A 12,294-nucleotide genomic window follows, 5' to 3' on the forward strand; every position below is an offset into this window, starting at 1 on the left:
GCCGCGCCGCCTCACTCGGTGAACAGGACGCGCACGGACTTCCGGTCGATCTTGCCGACGCTGGTCAGCGGTACGGCGTCCAGCACGACCACCTCGCGCGGATACTTGTACTTCGCCAGCCGCGACCTGGCGAACTCGACCAGCTCGGCGCCGGTCGCCTCCTGACCCGGTGCCAGCTGGACGGCCGCGACCACCTCCTCGCCGCGTTCCCGGTCGGGTCTCCCGACGCAGGCCGCCACCTGCACCGCGGGGTGCTCGAGCAGCACGTCCTCCACGTCGCGCGGGTAGACGTTGAAGCCGCCGCGGATGATCAGGTCCTTCATCCGGTCCACGACGTACAGGAAGCCGTCCTCGTCGAGGCGGCCCAGGTCGCCGGTGTGCAGCCAGCCGTCGCGCACGGTCCGCGCGGTCAGGTCCGGGTCGTGCCAGTAGCCGAGCATCACCCCGGGACCTCGGACGCAGATCTCGCCCTCCTCCACCACGTTCCCCTCGGGATCGAGGATGGCCACCTCGGCGTGCGGCAGCGGCTTGCCGACGCTGCCCGGCCGGTGGTCCTCGACCGTCTCGGCCGACACCACCGCGCTGGACTCGGTGAGGCCGTAGCCCTGCAGGACGGTCACCCCGAAGACCTTCTCGGCCTTCTCCCGCACGGCGGGCGGCAGCGTGGCGCCGCCGGAGCCGAACGACCGCAGCGACGACAGGTCGTGGTCGGCGAGCGGCTGGGCGAGCAGCGCCTGGAGCATGGCGGGGACGACCGGGCTCGTCTCCAGCCGGTGCTCGGCGACGAGCGCGAGCCAGCCGGCCGGGTCGAACCAGCGCTGCAGGACCGACACCGGTCTGCGGTCGGCGTGCAGGCCGCCGATGGTGACGATCAGGCCGTAGGCGTGCGAGAGCGGCAGCGGCAACAGCGACCGGGTCGTGTCCATGCTCCTGGCGACCGCGCTCAGGCCGCGGCCGGACTCCCACAGCCCGCGATGGCCGAGCATCACGCCCTTCGCCCGCCCGGTGGTGCCGCCGGTGTAGAGCAGGGCCGCGAGGTCGTCGTCCGCGCGTGGCTCGATGCCGGCCGGCTCGCCGCTTTCCAAGGCGGAGAAGGACTCCTCGCCCACCACGAAGGTGGTGATGCCGAGGCCTTCCCCGGCACCGAGGAACAGGCGGGCCAGCTCCGGGCTGATGATCGCGGCCTTCGCCCCGGAGTCGGTGAGGATGTGCCGCAGCTCCGGCACGGTCTGCAGGAAGATCACCGGGGTCACCACGGCACCCGCCCGCCAGATCGCCCGGTACGAGACGAACACCTCCGGCGTGTTCATCATCATCACGACCACCCGGTCGCCCGGTGCCACACCGTGTGCGCGCAGGCCGCCCGCGACCCGCGCCGACCGGTCGTGGATCTCCCCCGAGGTCAGCCACCTGCCCTCGAAGAACAGCGACTCGTAGTCGCCGAGGCGGTCGAAGGCCTGCTCGGCCAGGACGGCGAGGTTGTACTCGGTCATCGCGTCACCGCCAGCCGCGCGACCTCGTCGTACGCGGACACGTCGTCCCCGAGGAGGAATCTGTCCACTTTGGACCGTCGCCAGTACAGGTGCGCGTCGTGCTCCCAGGTGAACCCGATGCCGCCGTGCACCTGGATCACCGCCTCCGCCGCCTGTTCGAGGGTGGTGGCCGCGGCCGCCTTCGCGGCGGCCGAGGCCAGTGGCAGCTCGTCCGGCGCGTGGTCGGCGGCCCACGCCGCCCACCAGACCAGCGAGCGGAGCTGCTCCACCTCGACGTAGGCGTCGACGAGCAGGTGCTTCACCGCCTGGTAGGAGCCGATCGCACGGCCGAACGCGTACCGCTCCTTCGCGTACGCCACACCGATCTCCAGCACGCGGGCCGCCGCGCCCAGGCCCTCGGCGGCGAGGATCGTCCTGCCGACGCGCTCGCCGTGGAGCCACCGCTCCGCCGCGTCCGGCACCAGCTCCTCGGTATCGCCGAGGGTGACGTCGCCGAGGCCGCGGGTCGGGTCGATCGGCTCGCGTGCCGTGACGGTGCCCGGTCCGCAGACCAGCGCCCCGTCCCGCAAGGCGAGGAAGGTGTCGGCGCCGACCGCGTCCAGTACGGGCCCGTCGTGGTCGACGACCGCGACGGACCGGTCGCCACCGGCGAGGTCGGCCAGCCGGTCGTCGCCGGCCAGCAGCACGGCCGCCCGCGCGAAGGTCACCAGTGACGGACCCGCGAGCAGCCGCCCGGCCTGTTCGGCGACCACGGCGAGGTCGAGGACGCTGCCGCCGCCCCCGCCTGCGTGCTCGGGGATCGTGATGGTCGCGAAACCGCTCTTGACCAGCTCCGCCCGGCCGGGCCGCACAGTCGCGCCGTCGTCCAGCATCGCCCTGGCCGCGGCCGGGGAGGCGGTGGCCGACAGGAAGTCCCGCGCGGCGTCGGCGAGGTCGCGGTGTTCCTGGTCCAGGTCGAAGTTCACGGCGTGCCCCTCTCGGCGGCCAGGCTCTCCTTGAACGTCACGCCCTTGTCGGCGCGGGGTTCGGCGGGCAGCCCGAGGACGCGTTCGCCGATGATGTTGCGCAGCACCTGGTCGGTGCCGCCCGCGATCGCCATGCCGGGGAGCCCGGCCTGCAGCTCCTGCCAGAACCCGCCCGCCACGCGCGCGTCGGCGCCGAGCACGCGCACCGCGAGGTCGGCAAGGTCGCGTGCCGATCGCGTGCCGGAGAGCTTCCCGGCCGACGCCTCCGGGCCGGGCAGCTCACCGCGGCTGATCCTGGAGAGCTGGCGGTAGCCGGTGTACCGGGCGCCGAGCACGGCGACGTACGCCTTTCCCAGCTGCTGCCGGACCAGCGCCTGCCGGTCGGGCGACAGCGCGCCGAGGTGCTCCGCGACGTGCCGGGCGACGGTCTCCGCACGAGGGCCGATGCCGGTGCCACCGCCACCCAGCGAGAGCCGCTCGCTCATCAGGGTCGTCAGCGCGACGCGCCAGCCGTCGCCGACGTCACCGAGCCGTTCGGCGTCGGGGATCACCACGTCGTCGAAGAAGACCTCGTTGAAGTCCGCGCCGCCGCTCATCTGCCGCAGCGGCCGCACGGTGACGCCGGGTGCCTTCATGTCGACCACGAACATGGTGAGCCCTCGGTGTTTGGGCACGTCCGGGTCGGTCCTGGTGAGCAGGATGCCGTAGTCGGACTGGTGGGCGCGGGTCGTCCACACCTTCTGGCCGTTGACCAGCCAGTGGCTGTTGTCACCGCCGTTGTCGCTGTCACCGCCGCGGACGGCCCTCGTGCGCAGCCCGGCGAGGTCGCTGCCCGCGGCGGGTTCGCTGAACAGCTGGCACCAGATGTCGTCGGCGCGGAGCAGCCGCTTGAGGTAGCGCTGCTTCTGGTCGGCGCTGCCGTGCACGATCACGGTCGGCCCGCACATGCCGATGCCGATGAGGTTGATCAGCGGCGGGAGGTCGAGCCGCGACATCTCCTGGTCGATGATCGCCTGCTGCATTGGTGTGCCGCCGCGGCCGCCCGCCTCGACGGGCCAGGTGACGCCGACGAACCCGGCGTCGTACAGGGTGGCCTGCCAGGTCCTGGCGGTCCCGGTGTCCCAGACCGTGTCCCGGTCGGTGCCGTCGTCGCGGTGCTGCTCGAGGAACGCACGCACCTCGGCGCGCCAGGCGGCTTCTTCCCGCGTGTCGTCGAAGTCCATGTTCAGTTCCTGATCAGGGTGATGGGGAGGCCGTCCTTGGGGAACGGCAGGGAGTGGTTGTCCATCGGCGGCACGTAGCCGGGATCGACGCGCCAGTGGTACCCGCGCAGCAGCCGGTGCATGATCGCCTTGACCTCCAGGCCCGCGAAGTGCATCCCGATGCACTTGTGCACACCGCCACCGAACGGCTCCCACGCGAACCGGTGCGACTTGTCCTCGCGGCGTTCCGGCGAGAACCGGCCGGGGTCGAACTCCTCGGGGTTCGTCCAGTAGTCGGCCATGAGGTGGGTGAACTGGATGCCGAGCGCGACGCTGGTGTCCGCCGGGATGCGCACGCCCTGGACGACCGTGTCCTTGACCGTGTGGCGGACCAGCACCGGGACGGGCGCCCGCAGCCGGAGGGCCTCGCGCATCACCAGGTCGAGGGAGACCAGGCCTTCCAGCTCCGCCGCGGACGGTGCGGGCCCGAGGGCCTCGGCTTCGGTGCGGCACCGTTCCTGCCACGCCGGGTGCTGGCCGAGGTACTGCAGCATCGTGGCGGTGGTGATGGTGGAGGTGTCGTGCGCCGCCATCATCAGGAACACCATGTGGTTGACGACGTCGTCGTCGGTGAAGCGGTCGCCGTCGTCGGTCTCGATGTGGCAGAGCACGGAGAAGATGTCGTCGGTCTGGTTCGCGCGCTTGGCGGGCAGGTAGTGGCGGAGGAAGCTCTCCAGCACCTTGCGGCCGCGGTAGGCCCTCCCCCACCGGGTGCCGGGCACGTTCGCCCGGATGATCCCCGCGGCGGCCTGGACGCAGGCGATGAACGCCTTGTTGACCCGGTCCATCTCGGCCTGGCTGGTGTCCCGCGCGCCACCCATGAACAGGTCCGCCGCGATGTCCAGCGTCAGCTGCTTGAGCCGCCAGTACGCCGGGAACTCCTTGCCCGTCTCCCAGGCCGTCATCCCGTGCTCGATGGCCGGGTGCAGCCTGCGGGTGTAGGTCTCGAGCCGCGGCCGGACGAAGGCCTCCTGCATGATCCGCCGGTGCCCCAGGTGCTCGTCGAAGTCGATGAGCATGAGGCCGCGGTGGAAGAAGGGTCCCACGAGCTGCGACCAGGCAGGCTGGTTGGCGAACGCCTTGTCCTTGTTCTGCAGTGCCTCGCCGCAGGCGTCGGGCCCGAGCAGCATGGCCGCGTTCGTGTTGAGCGTCCGGAAAGGCGCGACGGGCCCGTAGCGCTCCCAGTGGCGCCGGTACAGGCCGACCGGGTCCTTCGCGTACTCGAGGACCTGACCGATGAAGGGCAGGCCGCGGTCGTCGCGGCGCAGCACCGGAATCGGTCGTGGTTCGAGGGTTTCGGCCGTCATTGGCTCACCTCGCGCTGGTGCGGCAGCGGTCGAGCCAAGCCTGATTCAGGAAGGACGTCCTGTCAACCTTGGTCCGGTGTGGCATCGTGAGCACATGGCTGTGCGGTCAGGGGTGTACCGGGGTGTCAGCGCCGAAGAGCGCGCCGCCGCCCGGCGGTCCCGGCTGCTCGAGGCGGCGCTCGCGGTGTGGGCGGACGAGGACACCAGGACGACGATGACCGCCGTGTGCGCGGCGGCCGGCCTGTCGGAGCGGTACTTCTACGAGAGCTTCACCGGGCTCGACGCGCTGCAGGAAGCGCTGATGAACGAGATCGCCGCCGAGATCGAGGAGACGAGCAGGCGCGCGGCCGACCAGGCGGGCTCGGATCCGGAGAAGCGGGTGCGCGCGTCGATCCGCGCGTTCGTGCAGCTGCTGCTCGACGACCCCCGGAAGGGCCGGGTCGCCATCGTGGAGTCGGTCGCCGTCCCGAAGCTGCGCAGACGCCGGACCGAACTGCTGCGCCACCTGGCCCACCAGTCCGCGGTTGAGGCCCGAGAACACCTCCGCACCCCCGGCCGCACCGAGAACGAGGACGAGACCGCGGGCCTGCTGTTCATCGGCGGCATGGCCGAACTGGTCACCGCCTGGCTGGACGGCGCACTGACGGCGTCCGCCGACGAGATCGTCGACGCGGCGTCGCGGTCCCTGCTCGGTCTCTATCGCTGAACCGGACCGCTCGCGACGATAACTCATGGTTTCGTTGAAGTTACGGTCGGATACGTATACGCTCCGTTCTGGGAGCGCTCCCATCGCGGGCACATTCTGATCAGCCGGAGAATGGAGGCTTCACTTATGCGTATGCGCACAAACTCCGGATCCATCGCCAGACGGCGGGGGTTCCTCGCTCTGGTCATCGGTACGATGGCCTGCCTGTTCGTCTTCACCCCGACAGCGTCGGCACACGGCACGATCGTCGATCCCGCCTCGCGTGCCTACCAGTGCTGGCGTGACTGGGGCAGCCACCACATGGATCCGGCCATGCAACAGCAGGATCCCATGTGCTACCGGGCTTTCCAGGCCAACCCCGACACCATGTGGAACTGGATGAGCGCGCTGCGGGACGGCCTCGGCGGGAATTTCCAGGGCTCGACCCCCGACGGGCAACTGTGCAGCAACGGCCTGGCACGCAACAACTCCCTGAACTCCCCGGGGCAGTGGAAGAGCAAGACCATCAGCAACAACTTCACGATGCACCTGTACGACCAGGCCAGTCATGGTGCGGACTTCTTCCGGGTCTACATCAGCAAGAACGGGTTCAACCCCGCCACCCAGTCCCTGGGTTGGGGAAACCTCGATTTCATCATGCAAACCGGCCGCTACCCACCGGCCACCGACATCACGTTCAATGTCCAGACCTCTGGATATACTGGACAGCACGTCATCTTCACGATCTGGCAGGCCTCACACCTCGACCAGACCTACATGTGGTGCAGCAACGTGAACTTCGGCTGACCGACCGAAATTCGGGAACCCGGCGCCGGCCCCTGGCCGGCGCCGGGTTCCTTCGCTCGATGCCCCGGTGCTACATGACGGCACTTATCCGCGGCTTAGCCTCGATGTAGGCCCGGTCGGCAGGCTTCCCCCTGTCAATCGAACTCCACGGATGATCGGGGGATCTCCCATGCGTAAGAAGTACCTGCTCGCACCGCTCGCCGCCGCCGCGCTGGCCACGACCGCGTTCACCGGTGTCGCCGGTGCGGACACCGTCGGCACGATGGCCGCTCGGGACGGCAAGTGTGACAACCTCGAGTTCTGCCTGTACTACAACAGTGAGCTGGGTGGCTCGGTGTCTGACTTCGACCAGCGGGTCAGCGACTTCGCGAACTACGTGTTCAAGGGGCCGGGTGCCGGCCAGGGCCAGTCGGTGAAGAACAACGCCGCGTCGGCGTGCAACAAGACGGGCCGCTACACCGCCCGCGTGTACTACAACTCCAACTACAAGGGCGTGTACGACGACATCCCGCCCTACACCTGCTACAACCTGACCAGGACCTACAACGAGAACGCGTCCTTCCAGTGGCTCGTGGTGGCCTGATCCGCGGTTAGGGAAACGTCGCGGCCGGTCGCGCCGACGGACTGCCAGAGCGTGCGCGCCTGGTCGAGGTGCCGTCGGGCGCCGGCCGCGTTCCCGTGCCGGGACTCGAACCCGGCGAGCAGCTCCCAGCAGCGTGCCTCGTCGAGGCGGGACCCGTTGCGGCGGAAGATGCCCGCCGCGCGTTCCAGCGCGGGTACCGCCCCCGCGCGGTCCGCGTGGATCTCTCCCGACTTCACCAGCGTGTACGCCACACAGCGGTCGTCCGCCAGCTCGGTGAAGATGTCGAGGGCTCGTGCGAGCCGCGCGAGCGCCTCCTCCTGGTCGAACAGGTCGCTCATCTCGCGCAGCACCACGGCTTCGCGGTGCCGGTCGCCGAGTGCGCGGCACAGGTCGAGCGCCTCGGTGAACCACGACGCGGCGGGGTCGAGGTCGCCGCGGGCCAGGTGCATGGCGCCGATCGCGCACATCAGCTGCGCCTCGGTGTTGCGGTCACCGGACGCGGCGACCAGCTCCAGCGCCTCCGTGGCACGGGCGAGCGCGGGGCCGTGCTCGTCGAGCACGCGGTGGATGGTGCCGAGCCCCGCGGTCGCCAGTCCCTCGCCGAGCTTGTCGCCCACCTCGCGGAACAGCGCCACGGACCGGGTCAGGTTCGCGGTCGCCGGCTCGAACAGGTCGCGGTAGATGTCGACCTGCGCGAGCCCGCGCAGCAGCACCGCCTCGCCGAGCCGGTCGTCCCCGGCGCGGACGGCGGTCAGCGCCACTTCGTGCCCGCGCCGCCAGTCCTCGTAGCGGCTGTGGTGGTCGTAGTAGGCCACCGCGACCGTCGCCAGCTCCCACGCGGGACCGGCGAGGCCCCACTCCGCGGCGACCGACACCGCGCCGAGCAGCGCGGCGCGTTCCGCGTCGAACCAGCAGACCGGGTCGGCGACCGCCCGGCGGACGACGTCGGCGGGTGCGCACCTGCGGGGCGCCGTGCCCGGCGGCGGGCGGAACAGGCTGGGCGGCAACGCGTCCGCGACCCGGGTCGCCAGGTCGAGCCACGTGGCCAGCAGCCGGGCGAGCGCGGCACGGCGCTCGCCGGACGGGATCGACTCGGCCCCCTCGACGGCATAGGCACGCACCAGGTCGTGCAGGCGGTAGCGGACCTCGCCGTTGTCGTCGGTGCCGACGACCCGCAGGAGGTTCGCGTCGACGAGCGCGTCGAGCTGGTCGTCCGCGGTGCGCTCGTCGGTGCCGCCGCGGTCCAGCAGCGGCCCCAGTACCCACCCTGGCACCGTCTGCGGGCCGAGCGTGCCGAGCAGCCGCAGCGCCCGGACGTCGTCCGGCGCGAGGTGGTGCAGGCTCAGGTCGAAGCTCGCGCGCACCCCGAGGTCGCCGAGCCGCAGCTCCGACAGCCGCCGCGACTCGTCCTCCAGCCGTTCCCGCAGCACCCGCAGCGACCAGCCGGGGCGGCCCAGCAGCTTGCCGCCCGCGATCCGGATGGCGAGCGGCAGGTGCCCGCACGCACGGACGATCGCCGCCGCGTGCTCCGGCTCACGCGCCACGCGCTCGGCGCCGACGATGTGGGTGAACAGCTCCCCGGCCTCGGCGATGCCCAGGACGTCCAGCTCGAGGTGGCGCGCGCCGGGCAGGCCGGTGAGCACGCCGCGGCTCGTGACGATCGCCGCGCTCGCGCCGGTCGGCGGCACCAGCCAGCGGACCTGTTCCGCGGTCGCGGCGTCGTCGAGCACGAGCAGCATGCCGTGGTCGGCGAGCAGCGACCGGTAGAGCGCGGCGCGGGCGCCCAGCCCGTCCGGCACGGCCGCACCGGTGACGCCCAGCGCGTGCAGCACCTCGGCGAGCAGCACCGCCGGGTCACGCGGACGCGGTGCCGTCCCCGCGAGGTCCAGGTAGAGCTGCCCGTCCGGGAAGCCGTCCGCGACGGCACGCGCGGCGTGCAGCGCGAGGGTCGACTTCCCGATCCCGGGACCGCCGGAGAGCACGGCGACCACCGGCGGCGCGTCGGGCGACCGGTCCGCGAGCAACGTGGTGAGCGTGCCGAGCTGGTCGCGGCGGCCGGTGAAGTCGGGGATGTCGGCGGGCAGCTGGCAGATCCTCGGCACCACCACCGCGGGCCGCACGGGGTCCGCTGGCTCCTGGTCACCGTCGAGGATCCGGCGGTGCAGGTCGCGCAGCGCGGCGCCGGGCTCGACACCCAGCTCCCCGACCATCACGTCACGCACGCGCTGGTAGGTGTGCAACGCCTCGGCCCGGAGGCCGGCGCGGGACTGGGCGACCATCAGCTGCTGCCAGAACCGTTCCCGCAGCGGGTGTTCCCCGACGAGCCGGGACAGCTCGGCGACCAGCGCGGTGTGCCTGCCGCAGGCGAGGTCGGCGTCGACGCGGGCGTCGAGGGCGGCGAGCCGCTCCTCCGCGAGCCGGACCGCCTCGGCGGCGACCTTGTCCGACGCGGGCACGTCGGCGAACGCGGGCCCGCGCCAGACCGCGAGCGCGGCGGCCAGCAGCTCGGCGGCCCGCTCGTGATCACCGTCGCGGCGGGCCTGGTGCCCGCGCTCGGCGAGCACCGCGAACTCGGCGGCGTCGGTGGCGCCCTCGGCCAGCCGGTAGCCGGGCGCGACGGTGCCGAGCACGCGGCCGTCGCGGTCACCGAGCAAGCGGCGCAACCGCAGCACGTACCCGTGGACCTGTGTGGCCGCGGTCTTGGGCGGGTGCTCACCCCACAGCTCGTGCACCAGCTGTTCGGTCGGCACGACCTGACCCGCGCGGACGAGCAACGTCGCGAGCAGCAGCCGCTGCTTTCCCGCGCCCGCCCCGACCCACCCGGTGCCGTCGTGCACCTGCAACGGCCCCAGCAGCCGGAACATCGAGCCTCCCCCGCCGCGCTCATGACCGCCGACCACCTTATCCCGGCGCCGGTCGCGCGCACCTGCCCGCGCGCCGTGTGTGACGTGGTTCGCGCCGCGGCTTAGGCTGCGTCCCACGCGACCACAGGGAGGCCGAGGTGACCGGGACAGCGCGCACCGACACCGTGCTCACCGACGTGCTGGCCGAACTGGCCGCGCTCGAGGACCCGAAAGCCCGCGAGGTCAACGAGAGGCACGGCGACGACCACGGTGTGAACCTCGGCAGGCTGCGCGCGGTCGCGAAGCGGCTGAAGACACAGCAGGACCTCGCGGTCCGGCTCTGGGCGACCGGCGACACCGCGGCGAAACTGCTGGCACTCCTGATCTGCCGCCCGAAGGCGTTCGGCCGGGACGAGCTGGACACCATGCTGCGCGCGGCCCGCACCCCGAAGGTGCACGACTGGCTCGTGAACTACGTGGTGAAGAAGCACCCGCACGCCGAGGACCTGCGGGTGGCGTGGACGGCCGACCAGGACCCGGTGGTCGCGAGCGCGGGCTGGGCACTGACCACCGAACGCGTGGCGAAGAATCCCGCAGGTCTCGACCTCCCGGGACTGCTCGACGTCATCGAGGCGGAGATGCGCGACGCCCCTGACCGCCTCCAGTGGGCGATGAACCACTGCCTGGCCCAGATCGGCATCGAGCACCAGGAACACCGCGCCAGGGCGATCGACATCGGGGAACGCCTGCAGGTCCTCAAGGACTACCCGACTCCCCCGAACTGCACGTCCCCGTTCGCCCCGGTCTGGATCACCGAGATGGTCCGCCGACAGGGTGACACGTAGTCACGTCAACCGTTTCAGGCCCGCGCGGGCGAAGGTGAAGACCTGGTCCACGAGTGGTGACAGGTCGGCGTCCTGGCGTACCTCGCGGGTCGTGTACAGCTCCCGGAGGCCGCCGATGAGGGCGTAGGCCGTCAGGCGGGGGGCCATGGCGTCGGCGGGGAGGTCCACGTCCTCGCCGATGGCGGCGGCGATCAGGAGTTCCAGGTCGCGGTAGGCGGCCCTGGCACGCCCGCGGAGGTCGTCGTCCTCGGCGATGAGGGCGGCCCGGCGGGTGCGGCGGGCCCAGACCTCGCCGGGTTCGCGGCAGCGGTCGGCGTCGTGCCGGTCCAGGGAGCCCATGGTGTCGCGCATCCACTCGCGGACCACGTCGAGTGCCGGCTTCGTGCGGCCGGTCAGTCGATCCGCCAGCGATGCCGGGGTGAACGGGTCGTCGGCGAAGAGGAGGTCCTCCTTCGTCGGGAAGTGCAGTGTCACCGTGCGGGTCGCGACGTCGGCGTGTTCGGCGATCGCCGCGATCGTGGTGTTGCGGTACCCGTGCGCCGTGAACAGGTCCAGCGCCGCTTCCTGGATGCGGTCGCGGGTCTGTCGTTTCTTGCGGTCCCGCCTGCTCTCGTCCACGGGCGCACACTAGCACGCCTCCTATTAATACATCCTGTGCTACTTTTAGAAGGGAAGGTATCCACAAGAGAGGTGAGCAGCATGGCCAAGACCTGGTTCATCACCGGCACGTCGAAGGGTTTCGGGCGCGAGTGGACGGAGGCCGCCCTCGAACGCGGTGACCGGGTCGCCGCCACCGCCCGCGACACCGGCCGACTGGACGACCTGGTGGCACGGCACGGAGACGCGGTCCTCCCGCTGCGTCTCGACGTCACCGACCGGGCGAGCGTCTTCGCGGCGGTGCGGCGGGCGGCCGAGCACTTCAATGGGCTGGACGTGGTGGTCAACAACGCGGGGTACGGCCACTTCGGCATGGTGGAGGAGCTGACCGAGGCCGAGATCCGCGCGGTGATGGAGACGAACTTCTTCGGCACCCTGTGGGTGACACAGGCGGCGCTGCCGATCCTGCGCGCGCAGGGTGGCGGCAGGCTGGTCCAGGTGACGAGCGAGGGCGGTGTCCGCGCGTTCCCGGGCATCGGCGCCTACCACGCGTCGAAGTGGGCGGTGGAGGGTCTGTCCGAGTCGCTGCGCAAGGAGGCGGCCGTGCTCGGCGTCGAGGTCATCTGCCTCGAACCCGGCCCGTACGCGACGGACTTCGGCGGCGGCAGCATCCGCACCAGCGACGAGCACCCGGACTACGCGGTGGTCCGCGCCGAGCTGTCCCCGACCTGGGACCTCGGCGATCCGAAGGCCACCCGCGCCGCGATCCTCGAGCTGGCCGACACGGACGACCCGCCCGCGCACGTCTTCTTCGGCAAGTCCTATGAGGACGTCGCCGCCGAGTACGAGGAACGCCTTGCCACGTGGCGGAAGTGGCAGCCGGTGTCACTGGCCGCGTTCGGCTGAC

The 12,294-nt window shown here is 71.5% G+C and carries 11 protein-coding genes; 5 read left to right on the forward strand and 6 right to left on the reverse strand.

Features of this window, described 5'->3' with window-relative positions:
• Positions 1-11: 11 nt before the first annotated feature.
• The 4 genes from FHR82_RS38895 to FHR82_RS38910 are packed head-to-tail and all read right to left on the reverse strand — an operon-like array spanning position 12 to position 5,027.
• Positions 12-1,493: a class I adenylate-forming enzyme family protein gene (locus tag FHR82_RS38895; protein ID WP_184815651.1), complete on the reverse strand. Its 1,482-nt coding sequence runs from the start codon at positions 1,491-1,493 to the stop codon at positions 12-14.
• Complete coding sequence (locus FHR82_RS38900) at positions 1,490-2,458, reverse strand: acyl-CoA dehydrogenase family protein (protein WP_184815652.1); 969 nt, start codon at positions 2,456-2,458, stop codon at positions 1,490-1,492. The genes FHR82_RS38895 and FHR82_RS38900 overlap by 4 nt, the downstream gene beginning before the upstream one ends.
• A complete protein-coding gene (locus tag FHR82_RS38905; protein WP_184815653.1) occupies positions 2,455-3,681 on the reverse strand; it encodes an acyl-CoA dehydrogenase family protein in 1,227 nt (408 codons plus the stop codon). Before FHR82_RS38905 ends, FHR82_RS38900 begins: the two co-directional genes overlap by 4 nt.
• 2 nt (positions 3,682-3,683) lie before the next feature.
• Positions 3,684-5,027, reverse strand: a complete 1,344-nt coding sequence (locus tag FHR82_RS38910) for a cytochrome P450 (protein ID WP_184815654.1) — start codon at positions 5,025-5,027, stop codon at positions 3,684-3,686.
• 94 nt (positions 5,028-5,121) lie between these two features.
• Here FHR82_RS38910 and FHR82_RS38915 point away from each other — a divergent pair, with 94 nt between their 5' ends.
• The 3 genes from FHR82_RS38915 to FHR82_RS38925 all read left to right on the forward strand — a co-directional run bounded on the left by FHR82_RS38915 (position 5,122) and on the right by FHR82_RS38925 (position 7,102).
• Complete coding sequence (locus FHR82_RS38915; RefSeq protein ID WP_184815655.1) at positions 5,122-5,733, forward strand: TetR/AcrR family transcriptional regulator; 612 nt, start codon at positions 5,122-5,124, stop codon at positions 5,731-5,733.
• A gap of 111 nt (positions 5,734-5,844) precedes the next feature.
• Positions 5,845-6,519, forward strand: coding sequence for a lytic polysaccharide monooxygenase auxiliary activity family 9 protein (locus FHR82_RS38920; RefSeq protein ID WP_225943823.1), 675 nt, complete (start codon positions 5,845-5,847; stop codon positions 6,517-6,519).
• Between the two features lie 169 nt (positions 6,520-6,688).
• Positions 6,689-7,102 carry a peptidase inhibitor family I36 protein gene (locus FHR82_RS38925; protein WP_184815656.1) on the forward strand — a complete coding sequence of 138 codons (414 nt, stop codon included), beginning with the start codon at positions 6,689-6,691 and terminating at the stop codon, positions 7,100-7,102.
• Here FHR82_RS38925 and FHR82_RS38930 read toward each other — a convergent pair.
• Complete coding sequence (locus tag FHR82_RS38930; RefSeq protein WP_184815657.1) at positions 7,060-9,966, reverse strand: AfsR/SARP family transcriptional regulator; 2,907 nt, start codon at positions 9,964-9,966, stop codon at positions 7,060-7,062. The two genes, FHR82_RS38925 and FHR82_RS38930, sit on opposite strands and share 43 nt — an antisense overlap.
• Before the next feature lie 137 nt (positions 9,967-10,103).
• Here FHR82_RS38930 and FHR82_RS38935 point away from each other — a divergent pair, with 137 nt between their 5' ends.
• A complete protein-coding gene (locus FHR82_RS38935) occupies positions 10,104-10,790 on the forward strand; it encodes a DNA alkylation repair protein (protein WP_184815658.1) in 687 nt (228 codons plus the stop codon).
• On the opposite strand, the gene FHR82_RS38940 is transcribed toward FHR82_RS38935, so the two are convergent.
• Positions 10,791-11,408, reverse strand: coding sequence for a TetR/AcrR family transcriptional regulator (locus tag FHR82_RS38940; RefSeq protein WP_184815659.1), 618 nt, complete (start codon positions 11,406-11,408; stop codon positions 10,791-10,793).
• 81 nt (positions 11,409-11,489) lie between these two features.
• On the opposite strand from FHR82_RS38940, the gene FHR82_RS38945 reads away from it, so the two are divergent.
• Positions 11,490-12,293, forward strand: coding sequence for an SDR family NAD(P)-dependent oxidoreductase (locus tag FHR82_RS38945; RefSeq protein WP_184815660.1), 804 nt, complete (start codon positions 11,490-11,492; stop codon positions 12,291-12,293).
• The last annotated feature ends 1 nt before the right edge of the window (position 12,294 follow it).

Origin of the sequence: Actinophytocola algeriensis, assembly GCF_014203735.1 — a bacterium.
Taxonomy (GTDB): Bacteria; Actinomycetota; Actinomycetes; order Mycobacteriales; family Pseudonocardiaceae; genus Actinophytocola; species Actinophytocola algeriensis.

Bases quoted from the DNA above. Each gene is read 5' to 3' on its own strand.
- FHR82_RS38910 (WP_184815654.1), bottom strand. From the start codon at position 5,027: ATGACGGCCGAAACCCTCGAACCACGACCGATTCCGGTGCTGCGCCGC.
- FHR82_RS38895 (WP_184815651.1), bottom strand. From the start codon at position 1,493: ATGACCGAGTACAACCTCGCCGTCCTGGCCGAGCAGGCCTTCGACCGC.
- FHR82_RS38920 (WP_225943823.1), top strand. From the start codon at position 5,845: ATGGAGGCTTCACTTATGCGTATGCGCACAAACTCCGGATCCATCGCC.
- FHR82_RS38915 (WP_184815655.1), top strand. From the start codon at position 5,122: ATGGCTGTGCGGTCAGGGGTGTACCGGGGTGTCAGCGCCGAAGAGCGC.
- FHR82_RS38930 (WP_184815657.1), bottom strand. From the start codon at position 9,966: ATGTTCCGGCTGCTGGGGCCGTTGCAGGTGCACGACGGCACCGGGTGG.
- FHR82_RS38925 (WP_184815656.1), top strand. From the start codon at position 6,689: ATGCGTAAGAAGTACCTGCTCGCACCGCTCGCCGCCGCCGCGCTGGCC.
- FHR82_RS38945 (WP_184815660.1), top strand. From the start codon at position 11,490: ATGGCCAAGACCTGGTTCATCACCGGCACGTCGAAGGGTTTCGGGCGC.
- FHR82_RS38905 (WP_184815653.1), bottom strand. From the start codon at position 3,681: ATGGACTTCGACGACACGCGGGAAGAAGCCGCCTGGCGCGCCGAGGTG.